Genomic DNA, 17,603 nt, shown 5'->3' on the forward strand with positions numbered 1-17,603 from the left:
GTCCCTCACCTGCTCACAGGATATCGTCGGGGCCGATCCCCTTCCCGGCCAGGTGGTTCCGGAATCCGTCCAGGATGCGGCGCAGCTTGTGATCCGCCGCTTTGGGGGTCTTGCCCAGGTAGTTGGCAATGTCGCTGACCGTGCACTTGCGCTCCCGCTGCTCGAGGTAATAAAGGCGCACCATCACCTTTCCCTCGTCGTCGAGCAGTTCCTCGAGGTCCTTCAGCACCTCCCTGCGCAACAGCTCCTTCCTCTTCTCGATGGTAAGCCATTCCGGGTTCCACCTGTCGTCCACAATCTCGAAGTCCGACGGCTCCGGGTCCCCCCCCTCCTCGGGTGGGGAGAGCACGACCTTGTTGCCGTCGGTGGGCGGCAGGGCGTTGGATCCCTTGATGCGCTGCTCCATGGCATAGACGTCTTCCCAGGACAGGCTGCCCCCAAAGGAGTATGCCACCTCGGCGTGAATGGCGTCGGTCGTGTGCCCTCTTTTCATAAGCTCACGCACGCGCACGCCGACGGCGCCGAATTCCCTGGCCCGTTCGCCGCCGCGGTCTTTGCCGTGCCGCTCGGCCAGAATGTCCTTGAAGAGGTTCTCGATGCAGCTGCGGAAAAAGGTCTTGACGTTGCGGATCTCGCTGGTGCGCAGCCGCCGGTAATCATCGGCCATGAACTGATCCAGCACGCGCCCCAGCAGGTACTCGGCGTCGTCGGCTGCGGCGTCGTCCAAAGAGCCTCCGTGCCAATGCACCACCTTCACACACACGCGCTTTATGAAGGGGTAATTGGCACTGAGCAGCTTTTTGTAGTGGTCGCTCAGATGCAGTATGTTGAGGAAAAAAAGAAACATTGGCGGTTACCTGAAAGAACCCGTTTGAAGCCAGGTGCCTTTTCTATCAGATTAAATAGCCTATATCCAGAGTTTTATACGCATGGCGGATGTGATACATTGCAGCTCACTCAAACTGGTACCTGATCAGCGCCAACGCCCTCACCCTAGCCCTCTCCCGGAGGAAGAGGGGATGGCGGAAGATGATCCTACCGGGAAATGAAAAGGAACTACTGGTATGCATGGGCTTCTCAAACTGGTGATGAGCAGACTCGAGACGGTGATGCTCAGGTCCTGGCATGGTAGTGCCACCTGCGACAGCGCTGCCGGGCGGAAACGGGCTGGTATGGTCGTCGCCGCGGTTTCCTTCTTGTTCGCAATCGCGGTAACCGTTCCTGCCATGGCCGAAGGGGACCGGACCAACTCCTTCGCGGGATCCGCCTCGCCGTCGGCAGCCCCCCCACCCTTGAGTCTGGAAGTGGTCAAGGTTGCGGCCGACCGCCGGCAGGCAGAAATTGCTCTCAGGTCCCAGGGAGACCAGGGGGAAAAGAGACTTTTTCTGGACGAAGAACCGCTGCCGGTGACCCGAGATGCCACCTTCCAGGTGCCACTGCACCCGGGCGAGAACCTGGTTACCGGCACCGTAAGCGCCAACGGCGCGTCGTTCCGTACAGACATCGTGCTCAAGGGACCGCCGGTCGAATTGGACAAGGCCGCGGTGCGCACCGTGGTGCAACAGCCGCAAGATGCACAGGGTGTGTTGAGCCCGGATTCGCGCTACCTGGTGCTAACCTGGAAAGAGTTCGCAGGCGTATGGGACGCGCGCAGCAACCTGCTGCAGCGCAAACTTTCGGGCCACAAAGGGTACGTATCGTCAGCGGCCTTCAGCGCGGGGAGCAAGCTACTGGTCACAGGTGCGGAGGATGCGGTCCGCATCTGGCGCTTGAGAGACGGGCAGTTGACGGCGCAGTTCCCGGCGGAGAATCCGGTCACCGCCGTGGCCATCAGTCCTGACCTGCGGCGGGTGGCGGCGCTGGAAAGGGGGCCTGCCGGCTCCAAGCTTGTGCTCTGGGAGACAGCTACAGGCGTGCGCCGCCCCTCCAGCCTCGACATTTACGACGGGAGCGTCTCCCTGGCCTTCAGCCCCGATTCGGCCCAGCTTGCCTTGGCCATGGGGGGGTACACCTTTTTGGTCGATTCCCGAACCGGCCAGGAAACAACCGGTTACCTCCCCCTCACTTCTCCCGTGGTATACGCAGCAGACGGCAGGACGCTTACGGGAAGCGCAGGGCGCACCAGGATCAACCTGAAGTCCGGCGAGGTCCAGGACCTTACCGCACCGTTCAAGGGTCTTGCTGTCCAGGGGCAGCTACTGTTTTCCAGCGACGGGTCGTGGGCTGCAGATGTCGCCGGCGACTCGCTCCGCATTTACCGCACGTCGCAGCCCGGGCAACCGGCGTACTCGTTCCCATTCGGCGGCACCGGTATGTTCAGCGACAACAGCAGGTTTCTGTACGTGATGACAGGCGGCGGTGAAGTAAAGATCGACCTGGTAAGCGGACGAGCCCTGGGCAGTTACCGCCCTGCCCAGGCAAACCTTGAGCATGTGAACGCGGTGGCCTTCGGGACCGACCAGTTGCCCCTCATCAGCACCTACCACGGCGTGCTCCGGGTTACTCCCCAGGGCCCCCTCGAGAACAGCACCCTCCAATTCTCCAGCGACCCTTTTGAATTTGCCGTTATCCTCCCCGGCCAAAACCTGGTCGCCTCCGCCCGCTGGATCGGGGGAGGTGTGGCCTGGTCGGACGCCATGTCCGGCAAGGTGGTGCGCTCCACCAGGACGGAAAACGGCGCAGGACTGCTCACCAGCATTGAGGCCAGCCCGGATGGCCGGCTGGTGTCGGTAGCACGGGCCGATTCCTGGGTCGACGTCTTCAATTCGGCAGACGGTGCGTCGGTCCTGCGTGTCAAGGGGACCGATATCCCGCAAGCTACCGCGTTCGCCCCTGATGGTGCATCCCTGGTTGTGGGGTACGGAGGGGGCAGCGCAGATGCACTGGTGCTGGATGGTTTCCCAACCCAAGACCTCGTTGTGGACCACCGTCTCCACATCAGGTCGCTCCCCATGGGTAACGTGCTGCGCTACCTGGAAGGACACACCGCGCAAGTGACAGGGGTGGCCTGGAGCCGTGACGGCGCCTACATCGCCAGTTCCGGGGCAGATGGCTCTCTCAGGCTTTGGGATGCCAATTCCGGAAAGCTGCTCACATCGACTGCATCTCCCGCTTACCGCAGCTTGCGCTTTCTGGCCAAGTCGAACCTGCTGGTTGCAACGGGGGCCCGGGAGACCGTGCTGCACCTGTACCGGGTGCCTGACCTGACCCTGGTAAGCCAGGCGCCGCTGGCGAACACCGCTGGTTCCCTGGCCGTGAACGACCGGGAGGACCGCCTTTTAACCGCCGAGAACCAGACCGCCACCCTGTGGCAGCTCCCGGAACTGAAGGTGATAGCGACCTTCCTTCCTGTCGCCGGAAACGGTTACCTGGTCTACAGCCCTGACGGCTACTACATGAGCTCCGGCGCCTCCGGGGCCCTGGCCTTCGACGTCGGGGGGCGCATGGCGCCTTTCGACGAGTTCGACCTGCGCTTCAACCGCCCAGACCTGATCCTGAAACGGCTGGGTGCAGGTGATGCGGCCAGCATCGCAGCCTTCGAAACGATCTACCGGAAGAGGTTGTCGCGCCACGGTCTCACCGCACAGGCAGCCGAGTCTCCCGCCCCCCTTCCCGAGGTTCGTGTGGACCAGTGGTCCCAGCAGGGAGACCGGGTCACACTGGAACTTTCCGGGGCGGGACATGGTCAACCGGTGCGCGCCTTCAAGGTCTGGGACAACGGGGTACCCGCCTTCGGCAGGGGTGGCGCCGCAGCGCTGTCCAGCGATGGGAGCGGCGCGACGGCGAAGCTGGAGGTACAGCTCTCCGCAGGGGTGAACCACCTGGAAATCGCCGCGGTCGACGCCTCCGGAGTGGAGAGCATACGCGAGTCCCTGGACCTCTTCCGCCCGGGCCTCCCGGAAAAGCCTGTGTTGCACGTACTGGCTGCCGGGGTGTCGCAGTACGAGCAAAAGGAACACAACCTGGTCTACGCCGACAAGGACGCCACCGACATCGCCTCCCTCTTTCAGAGGCAGAGTGGCTTCCGCTACCGCAGCGTCACCGCCGATATCAAAACCAACGGTTCGGCCCGGCGCGCCGATCTGCTGCAATCGCTGGAGAAGCTGAGAAACGTCCCGGTAAACGACTACGTGGTAATCTTTCTGGCCGGGCACGGGCTGTTGGACAACAAACTCGATTACTACTTCGCGACCGCCGACACCGACTTTGCCAAACCATCACAAAGCGCGATCAGCTTCAGCGAACTCGAGGATGCCCTGTATGCCATACCGGCCCGGCACAAGATACTGCTGATTGACAGCTGCCACGCCGGAGAGGTCGACACCTCCACCTACGCAGCCAGCGCGAGCAACCAGCCGCAAGATCGCCAAGAGGTGGGCATGACGGCGACCGGAGTCGCGAAGACCCCGGTGGTGGTGCGCGAGGTGCCCCGTGGCAGAGTGGCCCTGGCCAAGATCTCGGGCCGGCAAGGCGACGACCAGTTGGAGGCGCTGCTTGGAGACCTGCGTCGCGGTTCGGGGGCGAGTATCGTGTCGGCCTCAGCCGGCCAGCAGTTCTCCTACGAGTCGGACAAGTACCGAAACGGCATCTTCACGCACGAACTGGTGTACGGGGTAGAGACGGGAGAGGCGGATCTGAACGGAGACGGTAGCTTCGACGTCTCGGAGTTGCGCAGTTACGTGGAGACCAGGGTGGTGGCCGCCACCGGGGGACGTCAGCGCCCGACCTCGCGTGGCAGAGATATGGTGGAGCAGCGTATCGCCAACCTCAACATGCTGGTGGGAAGCGACCAGGTGCATCCCCTCTCCGCTCCGAGTTACCAGCGCAAGGCAGCACCGATTGCAGCCCAGGGCCGCGGAGGGCTTGCCGCAGCCGCCGTCGGTGAATTCGTGCGGCTTTACGATCTCGATAACGGCACCCTTGCCACGGTCCTTCCTGTGCTGCCCCGGCAAGAAGGGAAAACTGTCAGTGCCACCGACGCTTATGCCAATACACTGCTGGCCCTGGCTGCTGACGGCACCGCCTTGGTGGCGCTAGGTAGCAGGTGGGGGAGCGTCGTCAAACTGGCAGACCGCAGCAACCGTTACCTTGACCTGCGGGGAGCCTACCTCCACGCTGCCGCCATGGCGCCGGACGGCACCCTGCTCCTGGTACAGGATCCCCGAACGTCCAAGGAACTGGTGCGCGAGCTCAGGATGCTCGACCCGGCCGGAAACGACCTCAAGATCCACCAGTTGGCGAAGCAACTCCCATCCTTCGTCCATGCGCTCCACATAAGCGACGACCACTCGGTGGCCAGCGCGGCATGCAGTGAAGGTGGCGACGACTACCGCATCATCACCTGGGAGGTCAACACGGGACGGCTCCTCTGGGAAAGAAAATCCAGGTTTGTCTTGTCGGTAGCACTGTCGCCCGACGGGAAATCCGCCCTGGTTACCCTCCCGCCTCGGGACGAAAGCGGGTCCGAAGGGGAAGGCCTCGTCCTGCTGGACGCGCGCTCGGGCACGGAGAAGGCCCGGCTGGCGCCGCCACGTGATGGCGCCCCGATCACCGCCCTGTCGATTGCGCCCGACGGGACCACAGCCGCAGTGGCCACTGTTCACGCTGGTTTGCACGGGGCAAACCTGGGCAGGGTAGACCTTCTGGCACTGCCGGGACTGCAGCGTCTGTCATCCGGTCTGATGCACCACGGTTGGGTCAAGTCACTGGGGTTCGGCAACAACGGAAGCTCCATCATCACCTCTACGGAGGAGGGAAAAGTTTCGATGTGGAACATCTCTTCACTATTAGGGGACCTGCGTTTGCGTTCGCGCTAGGGCGGTCGAAGATCGACACAAAAGAGAATAAAGTGTAGCCGGTTAGATGCCGATAAGAATCAGGGATTATCCGTACCACCCTCACGCGGTGCGGATCAGTACCAGGCTTCTCGTACAAAGAGTACTTTTTCGTCACGTCACAAAAAACTACTTTCGAGGAGATTCTTATGTCAGGTATCAAGGCAAAGCTGCACTGTCTTGCGTTTGCTTTTGTCATGATGGCAACCCTCCCCTGCCAGGCATCCGCCTCAGAAAAGGTATATTCGCTGGCGGTAGTGCCTAACCTCCCTGCGGTAACGCTGCACAAGAACTGGACTCCGGTGGTGGATTACCTCTACCGCCAGGCCGGCGTCAAAATCGAACTCAAGCTCTACGACAAGATCACCACGTTCCTCGAAGAGGCCAAGGGCGACGATGTCGACTTCGTCTACGCTGCTCCCAACATGTTCTACCTGGCCTACCAGAAGCAGAAATACATCCCTTTGGTGCGGGGCTCCAACATGCTGCGGGGCCAGGTCTTTGTCCGCAAGGACTCGCCTTACAGCCAGGTCAAGGACCTCAAGGGCAAGACCATCGCCATCGTCGGCCCGAAAAACGTCTGCAGCGTCATCACCCGTCAGGCGCTGCTCTCCGGCCAGCAGATCGATTTCAACGTCTCCTTCAGCGGTTCCACCATCAACGTCGCCAAAAGCGTCCTGGTCGGCAAGGCCGATGCCGGAGCCACCCTGGACAGCAGCATGATCGACGACTTTCCGGAAATGCAGAAGGAGTTCCGGGTCCTAATGAAAACCCAAGAGGTAGCCCCCCACCCTCTCGCCGCCCATCCAAGAGTTCCCAAGAAGGTTCGCGACGCGGTCACCACCGCCCTGCTCAGTCTGGGCGGCACCGAACAAGGGCGCAAGATGCTGAAAGCGGTCAAACTAGACACCCCGGTGAGGGCGGATTTCCAACGCGATTACGCATTCTTTGCCCGCGTCGACTTCGACCTGCTCGACAAACAGCAGCCCAAATAACCGCCCCGATGTTCAAGCGCCTCGAAGTCAAAATCATCGTATCGCTGGCCCTGATCCTCACCGCCATGATAGCCGTCTACGGCCGATGGACGGGGAGCCGGCAGCAGACGATCTACGTCCAGGCGCTCACGGACAACCTGCGGGTTCTCGCCCATAGCCTCGCCGACAACGCCGCCGGATTCATCGTGATCAAGGAATACGCCGGTCTGGAGGCGCACATGATGAACGCGGCCCAGATGCCGGACGTGGTCACCATCCAGGTCATCGAGCCCACCGGCAACCTGTTGTGCAACGTGGTGCGCCCCTCACGCGACACCTCCCCCCGGCTCGTATATGACAGCAGAACCGTAACCGTCCCCACCTCGCCCAAACCCGTGCTCAAACGCAGTGGCGACCAGCTCGTTTGCTGGGCGCCGATCACCGCCGGCACCCACTTGGGCTGGGTGCGCATGGCCCTCAGCCTGGAGACGGCGGACCAGTTGCAGCAGGCCACCTGGCACAGCAGCCTGCAGATCGGCGCCCTGTGGATCGTCGTCGGCACCCTGCTGATGTTCGTGGTGGTCCGGCGCCCGCTGCGGGCGGTACGCGAATTGAGTCTGTTCGCCCAGGACCTGCAGGACCGCAAGGGAGCACAGGTGTCGGTGCGGCGCGGGGTCTACGAGATCGACCTGCTGGCTGATGCTCTGAACCACTCTTCCACCGAACTGCGTGACGCCGAGCAGCGCCTCATGGCGGAACAGGAGCGGCTCACGGTCACCCTGCAATCCATCGGTGACGGTGTCATCGCCACCGACACCGACAACAGGATTGTCCTGCTCAATCACGTTGCCGAGGTCCTCACCGGCTGGAGCGAGGCGGAAGCGCTATGGCAGCCACTGGACGAGGTGCTGAAGCTTAATGGGAACAAGGAAGTGTCCGAAGTCATGGCGGAACTGCACCACGTGATCGAGGCGAGACAGGCGCTCGAGTTGCACGGGCAGCACAGGCTTCAGGCCAGAAGCGGCGCCGAACGCACCGTCACCGTCAACAGCGCTCCCATCATCAACAGCTCCGGAGAGCTGGCGGGGATGGTGCTGGTAATCCATGACGTCACGGAAAAAGCGAAGATGGAAGCGGAGAAGCAGGGCCTGGCGCAGCAGTTGATACAGTCCCAGAAGATGGAGGCGGTCGGCCAGTTGGCAGGCGGTGTAGCGCACGATTTCAACAATATGCTCGGCGTGATCATCGGGCACGCCGAGTTGGGTATGCTTACCGCCGAACCGACCTCTCAGATGCACGACCGGCTCAAGGAGATTCTCGATGCCGCCAAGCGGTCGGCGGAGATCACCAAGCAGTTGCTGGCCTTCTCCCGGCAGCAGCACGCCGAGCCCAAGGTCCTCGACCTCAACGAGACCATCGCCAGGATGCTCAAGATGCTGCACCGTCTGATCGGCGAGGACATCGACCTCTCCTGGTCGCCGGGATTCGATCTCTGGAAGGTGAAGCTGGACCCGTCACAACTGGACCAGGTCATGGCCAATCTCTGCGTCAACGCCCGCGACGCCATCGCCGGGGTCGGCACGATACAGATCTTCACCGAAAACGTCACCCTCGACCTGCATGCCCACCCCTGCATGGCCGACCTGGCGCCGGGGGACTACGTGATGCTGGTGGTGGCGGACAACGGACGGGGGATGACGCGGGAGGTGATGGATCGCATCTTCGAGCCGTTTTACACCACCAAGGAGCTTGGTCGCGGCACCGGTCTCGGCCTCGCCACCGTGTTCGGCATCGTCAAGCAGAATTGCGGCAGTATCGAGGTGGTCAGCGAACCCGACCAGGGAGCAACCTTCCGGGTCTACCTGCCGGCGGTGCATGAGGCAGCCCAGGAAGCGAAGCCGGAGGGGGTAAGGCCGGAGGGAGGAACGGAGCGAATCCTGCTGGTGGAGGACGAAGCGGCCATCTTGGCAATCGGATCTACCATCCTGACCGGGCTGGGCTACACCGTGTACCCGGCAGCCTCACCGGAGCAGGCCATCGATATCGCTGCCGACCCGGGCAAGGTGATCGACCTGCTTCTTACCGACATCATCATGCCGGGCATGAACGGCCGGGACCTGTCCGAGCAGCTGTTGAGAAGCCGCCCCGGCTTGAAGTGCCTGTTCATGTCCGGCTACACCTCCGACGTCATTGCCCAGCGGGGCAAGGTCGAGGAGTACATGTGCTTCCTGCAGAAGCCCTTCACCATGCAGACGCTGGCGGCCAAGGTCAGGGAGGCACTGGCCAGCTCCTGAAACGACAGCGGCACGGGCCGGTCAGTGTTCCTTTACCTCCAGGGGAATATCGGCGTCACCCGAGGCACTGCGCCCGAGTTTGTCGGTGATCTTCCAGTGCACCTTCAGCGGGGTGCCAGCCTGGTACTGCTGCGGGTTCCTCGCTTTGAGCACCCCTGCCATGTCGAAGACCGACTGGTAGGTATCCCCTTCTATCTTCCTGCCATCGGCGCCGGACATGGTCAACTCCTTGATGTCCACCGGGCGATCGAAAAAGGCGTCTATCTCCTCGATAGTGGTTGCTCCCTTCTCCTTCATGCCGACAACGCCCAACAGCCGCGGCGCGGCAAGCGGGAGCACCGCACGGTCATCGGCATTTGCTACCAATTTCTCCAGCGCACTTTCGCCCCCCTCGATCTTGATGACGACCTTGGTGACTCCGGCGAACTGCCGCAAGGTCAAGGCGACCGCATTGACCAGCGCCTGCTGCAGCTGCGGATCGGGCTTTACTGCACTGACTTCCTTGCTGAAGTCTACGGTTACGGTGCCGGCCGACTGGGAAACGTCGAGAACGCGACTGCCGGCGGGAAAGGGCTGAGCCAGCTCGCCCTGGTACGCCTTCTGGTCCCCCATGCCCGCAATCAGTTTGCCCAGCGCCACCTTCTTCATGCTCGCCTCGTCGAAGGTGAAGAACGGAAACGGAAGCACCTTGCCGGGTTGCTTTGCCGACGGGAAGTAAATGACGAAACCGTAGCAGGTCCCCTTGTCCACCGGCGGGACCGGCCCGAAGTATTTGACGAAGGCAGCCGTGGCGTTCACCCTCCCCTTCGGCTCGGCAGGAGCCTGCTGTGCCGAATTGCATCCGGCCAGAGCAAGGAGCAGCAGGCTCAGAAGTAAGAATCGGACCATCGAGACCTTGACGTTGTGCATGGCAGACTCCTTTGGACACCAGCGGGCCATTGACTGTAAATCAGGAAGTTGTGCAACCGGACCTCGAGCCTTGGCTCAAGAAGCAGAAGGTAACCAGGGGGGAATAAGAGAGGCGGCTTCGTTGCTGAAGCCGCCTCGGGGTGAACCTACTTCACGGTGTACCAGAACTTGGAGCTGCGCACCTGGCCGTCTTTGACCTTGAACTTGCACATGACGCCGTACTTGCCCTTCTTGGAGAGGTCGAAGTCCGCGCCGAAGTGGCCCTGCATCCCCATGAGATCCTTGGTCTGCTCGGCATTGTCCGGTCCCTGGACCTTCACTTTCACTTCACCCTCGGTGATCGGCTTGCCGGTCTTGGCGTCCTTGAATTCGACCGCCAGGTGGTGGGTTTCTTTCATCCCCTTGGGGAGTTCCATCTTCATGGCAGCCATGTGCTCTTTCATGCTCATGACCTTGAAGGTAGCCTTGACGCCGTTGACAACCTCTTCGTGAGCGGCGCTACCCATGTCATGGTCCATCTTCATGGAACCATGGTCCATGGCATAAGAAGCGATCGGGGCAGTCAGAGCGAGTGCGGCGGCAACCAGGACGACGAGTTTTTTCATGTTGTTTCTCCTTTGCGTGAAAAATAATCTGTTACTGGATAAGCACGCGTTATGCCAAGAATTAAAGTACCGTTTCAGCGGCACGTCGATGCGCCGGACTACAGCGACATCGGAGAATATTCTACTACGACCGTAGCATATTCGTCTAATGCTTCATCCCCGAGTACTTCAGCTTCCCTTTCTTCAGGTCGTGTTTCTTCATCAGTACGAAGATCACCGGGGTCATGATCAGTACGTGCACCGCGGAGGATATCATGCCGCCGATCATGGGCGCCGCGATCGGTTTCATGACGTCCGCGCCGGTGCCGGAGGACCACATGATGGGGACCAGGCCGATCAGGGCCACCGCCACGGTCATCAGCTTGGGCCGCAGCCTCAAGACCGCCCCCTCGAAGGTCGCGTCGTCGATGTCCTGCTCGGTGACCGGCCCCTTAAGGAGTTTCTTGTCCAGAGCCTCGTGCAGGTAGATGACCATGACCACCCCTGTTTCCACCGCGATGCCGTAGAGGGCGATGAAGCCGACCCAGACGGCAACCGACATGTTGTAGCCGAGCAGTTTCACCAGGTACACCCCGCCCACCAGCGCAAAGGGGACCGAGAGCATGACCATGCTCGCCTCCAGCGCGGAGTGGAAGGTGAAGTAGAGCAGGATGAAGATGATCAGGATCCCGGCCGGGACCAGCATCTGCAGCCTCGCCTTGGCGCGCACCTGGTTCTCCCACTGTCCCGACCAGGCGATGTAGTAGCCCGGGGGAAGCTTCATCTGCTTCTCGAGCACCGTCCTCGCCTCGTTGACGAAGCCGCCCATGTCGCGTCCGCGCACGTTGAGGAACACGATGGAGCGCAGAAGCCCACCCTCGCTGTTGATCTCGGGGGCGCCGGTGGAGACCTTCAACTTGGTCACCAGCGACAGCGGGACCTGCGAACCTTCCATGCCGGAAACAAGGATGCGCTGGATGGAGGGGATGTCGCTGCGCATCTCGCGCATGTAGCGCAGGCGGATCGGAAAGCGGTTGCGCCCTTCCACCGAGGTAGTGAGCATCTCGCCGCCCAGCGCGGTGGAGATGACTTCCTGGATGTCGCCGACCGAGACACCGTAGCGTGCCGCCGCCTCGCGGTCGATGTCGATGTCGATATAGTTGCCGCCGGTGACCCTCTCGGCGACCACGTCCGCGGCGCCCGGCACGGTCTTCAGGATCCCCTCGGCCTGCACGGCCAGGTCCTTGAGCACGTTGAGGTCGGCGCCGAAGATCTTGACCCCGAGGTCGGTACGCACGCCGGTGGAGAGCATGTTGATACGGTTGATGATGGGCTGGGTCCAGCCGTTTCTGACCCCGATCTGCTGCAGCCTGCCGTCCAACTCGGCAACGATGTCGGCCTTGGTGAGGCCCGGGCGCCACTTCTCCTTGGGTTTCAGGATGATGATGCTCTCGAACATGGAGACCGGCGCCGGGTCGGTCGAGGTCTCGGCGCGGCCGACTTTGCCCAGCACGTGCTCGACCTCGGGCACGCTCTTGATCACGGTGTCCTGCACCTGGATCAGGCGCTTGGCCTCGTTGATCGAGATGTTGGGCAGTGTCACCGGCATGTAGAGCAGCGACCCTTCGTCCAGGGGCGGCATGAATTCGCTGCCGATGCTCATGAACATGGGGATCGCGACGGCGAGCGCCACCACGTTCAGCGCGATGGTGGTCTTCTTCCATTTCAGCACCCACCGGATCACCGGCGAGTAGAGCCTGATGAAGAAGGTGGAGACCGGGTTGGAGCTCTCCGGCGGCATCTTGCCGCGCATCAGGAAGTACATGAGGACCGGCACCAGCGTGATGGCGATGAAGGCCGAGCCCATCATGGAGAAGGTCTTGGTGAAGGCGAGCGGGTGGAACATCTTCCCTTCCTGCCCTTCGAGCAGGAACACCGGCACGAAGGAGAGGATGATGATGGCCAGCGAGAAGAAGATGGCGCGTCCCACCTGCTTCGCCGAGGTGATGATCACGTCCAGGCGCTTTTCCTTGCGCTCCTCGGGGGGCATCTCGGAGAGGTGGCGGTAGCAGTTCTCCACCATGATGACGCCGGCGTCGACCAGGACGCCGATGGCGATCGCGATGCCGCCCAGCGACATGATGTTCGAGCTGACCCCCATGAGCTTCATGGTGATGAAGGAGATCAGCACCGCGATGGGGAGCGTCAGCACGATGACCAGCGCGCTCTGGAAGTGGAGCAGGAATACCAGGATGACCAGCGACACCACGATGGATTCCTCGATGAGCGAGGCTTTCAGCGTGTGGATGGCGCGCTCGATCAGGTCGCTGCGGTCATAGGAGACCATGATCTTGACGCCCGGAGGAAGCCCCTTCTCCAGCGAGACGATCTTCTCCTTGACCCGGTCGATGACGTCCTTCGCGTTCTCGCCGTAGCGCATGACCACGATGCCGCCCACGGCCTCGCCCTGCCCGTTCATGTCCAGCATGCCGCGGCGTATCGCGCCGCCGAGCTGCACCGTGCCCAGGTTCTTCACGTAGATGGGCGTGCCGCGCATGTCGGCGCCGACGACGATGTTCTCCAGGTCCGCGGTCGACTTCACGTAGCCGCGGCCGCGGATCAGGTACTCGGCGTCGGCCTGCTCCAGGAGCCTGCCGCCCACGTCGTTGTTGGACTTCTTGATCGCCTCCATGACCTGGCCGACCTTGATGTTGTAGGCAAAGAGGCGGTTGGGGTCGAGATCGACCTGGTACTCGCGCACGAAGCCGCCGATGGAAGCCACCTCGGCCACGCCGGGCACGGTGTTCAACTGGTAGCGCACGAACCAGTCCTGCAGGGTGCGCAGCTGTTCGAGGTCGTACCCCTTCCCTTCCAGGGTGTACCAGAAGACGTGACCGACACCGGTGCCGTCCGGCCCGAGCGTCGGCACGACGCCCTGCGGCAGCAGGCTGGCGGCGTAGTTCAGGCGCTCAAGGACGCGGGTCCTCGCCCAGTAGATGTCCGCCTTGTCCTCGAAGATCACATAGATCATCGAGAAGCCGAAGGCGGAGGAGGCGCGCACGGCGCGCACCTGCGGCAGCCCCTGCAGGTTGACCGCCAGCGGATAGGTGACCTGGTCCTCGACCACCTGCGGCGAGCGGCCCGGGTAGTCGGTGAAGACGATGACCTGGTTGTCGGAGAGATCCGGTATCGCATCGACCGGGGTCTTGTAGACCGCCCAGACGCCCCAGGCGATCAGCAGGGCGAACAGCATCAGCACTATCACCCGGTTGCGGGCGGAATATTCGATGATCTTTTCAATCATGTAAAACCTCAGTGCTCATAGTAATTCCAACAACTACATCTTCATGTCGCCCATATCCATGCCGCCGCCTTTTTTCGGCGCGGCGGGTGCAGCCGGGGCGCCGTGCCCCTGGTGCTGGCCTGCCGCACCGGGAGCTGCAGGGGCCGCGGCGCCGGGAGCTGCAGCTCCGGCGTGCCCTTCGTGGCCGCCTCCGCCACTGCCGCCGGCAAGCTGCGACTCGGAATCGATCAGGTAGCCGCCGGACGCCGCCACCTTGTCCCCCTGCTTCAGGCCGGACAGGATCTGCACCTTGTCCCCGACGCGGGCACCCACCTGGACGTCATGCGGCTCGAACATGCCGGGCTGGGATTCCACCCAGACCACCTGACGCTTGCCGGTGTCCATGAGCGCCGTGGCCGGCACCACCAGCGCGCTCCCCAGCGGCGCCTTGATCTGCGCGTTGACGAACATGTCCGGCTTCAGCTTGAGCCCCGGGTTCGCCAGTTCCACCCTCACCTTCACGGTACGGGTCTTGGGATCGAGGAAGGGATAGATGAAGGAGACGCGGCCGGCGAAGGTCTTGCCAGGGTACGACTGGGAAAGGATCTCCACGCGCTGCCCCATCTTCACAAAGCTGAACTCGTTCTCGTACACCTCCACCTCGACCCATACGGTGGAGAGGTCGGCGATGTTGAAGAGCGGGTCGCCCATGTTCACGTACTGCCCTTCCTGGACCACCTTCTCGATCACCACGCCGGAGAGCGGCGTGTAGATGGGGAGCTTGATGTTGGGGTGCCCGGCCTTCTCCAGCCCGGCGATCTGCTCATCCTTGACCCCGAGAAGCTTCAACCTCTGCCGTGCCGACGCGACCAGGCCTTCGCCCCCCTGGGAGATGGCGTCGATGGTGGATTTCTTGAACTGATCGCGGCTTCTCAGCGCCAGGAGGTATTCCTGCTGCGCGGCGACCAGGTCGGGCGAGTAGATTTCCGCCACCGGCCTTCCCTTGGAGACGAAGGCGCCTACCGTGTTCACGTTCAGCTTGTCGATGCGCCCCGCCACCCATGCGGTCACCTTGGCCTGCCTGGACTGGTCGTACTGCACGATGCCGACCGCGTTGATCTCCTTGGAAAGCGGCGCGTACTCGGCCGGCACCGTGGCGACGTTGGCCATCACGGACTGGGTCGGCGACAGCGAGACGTGCCCGAGCATCTTCTGCTCCTCGGCGCTGGCCTGGGTCCCTTCCACCTTCTTGATCAGCTGCATGCCGCAGATGGGGCAGGTCCCGGGCTTGTCCTTGATGATGAAGGGGTGCATGGCGCAGGTGTAGAGCACCTGACCCTGGGCCGCCTTTTCCTTGCCGGCCGGCGCCTGGCGCTTCTGGTGGTACAGGTAGTATCCTCCACCGGCTGCCGCGGCGACCAGGATCAGGACGATGGGAATTGCGACCTTGACGCTTTTGTTCATGGGTAAATACCTCGCGGGGTAATAAATTCAGTGTTCAGAAGTTACTGCAGGTCCTTGCCGACCAGCGCTTCGAGCTGGGCCAGCTTCATCTGGTAATCCGCCATGGAGTCGTAGTACTCGCGCTCGTAGTTGAACAGGGTGACCCGGTTGTCCAAAAGGGTCAGGAAGTCCACCTTGTTGACCCGGTAGCCGATCACCGCCGACTCGAGCGACTGCTCGGCCTGGGGGATGATGCCGGTGGTGTAGAGGTCGATCAGCTTCCTGCGCCGTTCCATCTGCGCCAGGAGATCGTTGACACCGGAAGAGATGGTGTTGCGCGCGCCGTTCAGTTCCTCACTGGCCATGTTGATCTCGGAGGAAGACTCGGCCCGCATCGCAGCACGACGCTCCTTCTGGATGGGGAGGTTGAAGGTCACGCCCAGCGAATACATGTCGGAACCGTCACTCCCCATCGCCTTCTGGCGCTGCATGTACTCGAAGGAGACGTTGAAGTCGGGATAGGATTCCTTCTGCGCCAGCAGGTGCCCCGCCCTTCCCTTCTCGATCTGCGCCTTGACCGACTTGAGCTGCGGCCGGTTCTCCTCGGCCATGTCGACCAGCTGTTCCGCGGTGTAGCCGAAGGGGGCCAGTTTGAAATCGGCGACAGCGCCGACCTTGGTGCTCTGGGGGCGATTGAGCAGCGAATTGAGACTCACCTCGAGGCTCCTGCGCTGCTGCTCCAGCGAGATCTTCATGTCCAGCATCTTGGAACGCTCGAGAAGCGCTTTGTAGATGTCCTGCTGCGCGCCCTGCCCGACCGAGTACTTGGTCTGCGCCAGGGTGATGAAGTCGTCGAGGATCTTGATGTTCTTCTCGATGATGGCGAGGGATTTGTCGGTGAAGTAGACCTGGTAGTAGGCTTCGCGCACCATCCGGGTCAGTTCGAGCTTGCGCTCCTCGACGCTCCAGCGGTAGGTCTCGGCCTCGGCCGCGGCGATGTCTTCCTTGAGTTTCCTCTTGCCGGCGAAGGGGATCTGCTGGCTGATGCCGACCACCTTCTGGGTCATCGAGTCCTTGGTGAAGCTGAAGGGATCGGTGACGATCATGTTCTGCAGCTTGAACATGATCATGGGATCTTCCAGGGCGCCAGCCTGCTTGATGCGGCTCTTGTACATCTCCCAGCGTGCCGACGTGGACCTGAGCTCCGGGTTGTTGGCCAGAGCAGTCTGCACGAGCTGGTCGATGTTTTCCGTGGCGGGCTTTGCATCATCGGCGAGAACCGCAGGGGCGGTCATCAGGATGGTCAACAGCAGGTACAGCGGGAAAAGCCGGTATTTCATGGTGACTCCAGAAACTTGGCAGTAGCTTTCACAAAGTATTTACACAATCCGTGCCCGTTTTCTAAGCGCCTGTTTTACAGTTGTTTGTCTGAAACGCAGTCAATTTCTCAGAAGGATATTCGGCAGTTACCGTGGAATATTATACACAGTAGCAGGGGCTTTTACATATTCACTCAGAAAAAATCGGCATAAAAAGAAAAATCTGAAGAGCACGAAGTAAAAGAAGAGTGTGCTCCCCAGATCTTTTGGGGTGTTCAGCAAGTCAAACCGAATCTATGCGCTGATCAAGCCGTCCTTGAGATGGATGGTGCGGTCCGAGTAAGCACCGTTCTCGGGGTTATGAGTAACCATGACTACGGTCTGGCCCGCTTCATTCAGCTGCCTGAACAGCGCCATGACTTCCTCACTGGTTTTCGAGTCCAGATTTCCTGTAGGCTCGTCCGCCAGCAGGATGTGAGGATTGTTGACGATGGCGCGCGCGATGGCGACGCGCTCCTGCTCGCCGCCGGAAAGCTGGTTGGGAAGCCGGTCCGTCTTGGCGCCCAGGCCGACACGCTCCAGTGCCTGGCGGGCAGCTTCCTTCTTGGCGGCCGTACTCATCTTCACGATCGCTAGCGGCAGCATCACGTTCTCCAGTGCCGTCAGGTACTGGATCAAATGGAAGGACTGGAATACGAAGCCGAGGTTCTGAGCGCGGAAGTCAGCCAACTCCTCGCTCTTCAGCTGGTACAGCTTCACACCGGCCATCTCCACTTCACCGCTGGTAGGATGGTTCATGCCGCCCAGCACTGACAGCAGCGTGCTCTTGCCCGAACCGGACTGCCCCATGATGGTGATGAACTCGCCCGCCTCGATGGTTATGTCCACGCCGCGCAGCGCCTCGACCAGGTCCGAGCCCGTCTGGTACTGCTTCTTCACGTTCTTGATTTCTATGATAGCCAT

At 61.7% G+C, this 17,603-nt stretch carries 10 protein-coding genes; 3 read left to right on the forward strand and 7 right to left on the reverse strand.

The window, feature by feature from the left end; all coding sequences use genetic code 11:
* Positions 1 to 13 precede the first annotated feature (13 nt).
* Positions 14 to 847 (reverse strand): helix-turn-helix domain-containing protein, encoded by an 834-nt coding sequence (locus H7687_RS05925; RefSeq protein WP_183346145.1) that lies wholly within the window; start codon positions 845 to 847, stop codon positions 14 to 16.
* Positions 848 to 1,064: 217 nt separating this feature from the next.
* On the opposite strand from H7687_RS05925, the gene H7687_RS05930 reads away from it, so the two are divergent.
* From H7687_RS05930 to H7687_RS05940, 3 genes are all read left to right on the forward strand, one after another.
* Positions 1,065 to 5,816 (forward strand): caspase family protein, encoded by a 4,752-nt coding sequence (locus H7687_RS05930; protein WP_183346146.1) that lies wholly within the window; start codon positions 1,065 to 1,067, stop codon positions 5,814 to 5,816.
* Positions 5,817 to 5,983: 167 nt separating this feature from the next.
* Positions 5,984 to 6,829 (forward strand): phosphate/phosphite/phosphonate ABC transporter substrate-binding protein, encoded by an 846-nt coding sequence (locus tag H7687_RS05935; RefSeq protein WP_183346147.1) that lies wholly within the window; start codon positions 5,984 to 5,986, stop codon positions 6,827 to 6,829.
* A gap of 8 nt (positions 6,830 to 6,837) precedes the next feature.
* On the forward strand, positions 6,838 to 9,102 hold the full coding sequence (locus tag H7687_RS05940) for an ATP-binding protein (RefSeq protein ID WP_183346148.1): 2,265 nt from the start codon (positions 6,838 to 6,840) through the stop codon (positions 9,100 to 9,102).
* Between the two features lie 21 nt (positions 9,103 to 9,123).
* On the opposite strand, the gene H7687_RS05945 is transcribed toward H7687_RS05940, so the two are convergent.
* The 6 genes from H7687_RS05945 to H7687_RS05970 all read right to left on the reverse strand — a co-directional run bounded on the left by H7687_RS05945 (position 9,124) and on the right by H7687_RS05970 (position 17,603).
* Complete coding sequence (locus H7687_RS05945) at positions 9,124 to 10,011, reverse strand: GerMN domain-containing protein (RefSeq protein ID WP_183346149.1); 888 nt, start codon at positions 10,009 to 10,011, stop codon at positions 9,124 to 9,126.
* Between the two features lie 146 nt (positions 10,012 to 10,157).
* The gene (locus H7687_RS05950) at positions 10,158 to 10,616 is read right to left on the reverse strand and encodes a hypothetical protein (protein WP_183346150.1); all 459 of its coding nucleotides are present in this window, start codon (positions 10,614 to 10,616) and stop codon (positions 10,158 to 10,160) included.
* Positions 10,617 to 10,761: 145 nt separating this feature from the next.
* Positions 10,762 to 13,899 (reverse strand): efflux RND transporter permease subunit, encoded by a 3,138-nt coding sequence (locus H7687_RS05955; protein WP_183346151.1) that lies wholly within the window; start codon positions 13,897 to 13,899, stop codon positions 10,762 to 10,764.
* Between the two features lie 33 nt (positions 13,900 to 13,932).
* A complete protein-coding gene (locus H7687_RS05960; protein ID WP_183346152.1) occupies positions 13,933 to 15,342 on the reverse strand; it encodes an efflux RND transporter periplasmic adaptor subunit in 1,410 nt (469 codons plus the stop codon).
* A gap of 41 nt (positions 15,343 to 15,383) precedes the next feature.
* On the reverse strand, positions 15,384 to 16,661 hold the full coding sequence (locus H7687_RS05965; RefSeq protein ID WP_183346153.1) for a TolC family protein: 1,278 nt from the start codon (positions 16,659 to 16,661) through the stop codon (positions 15,384 to 15,386).
* 273 nt (positions 16,662 to 16,934) lie between these two features.
* Complete coding sequence (locus tag H7687_RS05970) at positions 16,935 to 17,603, reverse strand: ABC transporter ATP-binding protein (RefSeq protein WP_183346154.1); 669 nt, start codon at positions 17,601 to 17,603, stop codon at positions 16,935 to 16,937.

Source organism: Geomonas paludis, from assembly GCF_014193585.1.
In the GTDB taxonomy this organism is placed as follows: Bacteria; Desulfobacterota; Desulfuromonadia; order Geobacterales; family Geobacteraceae; genus Geomonas; species Geomonas paludis.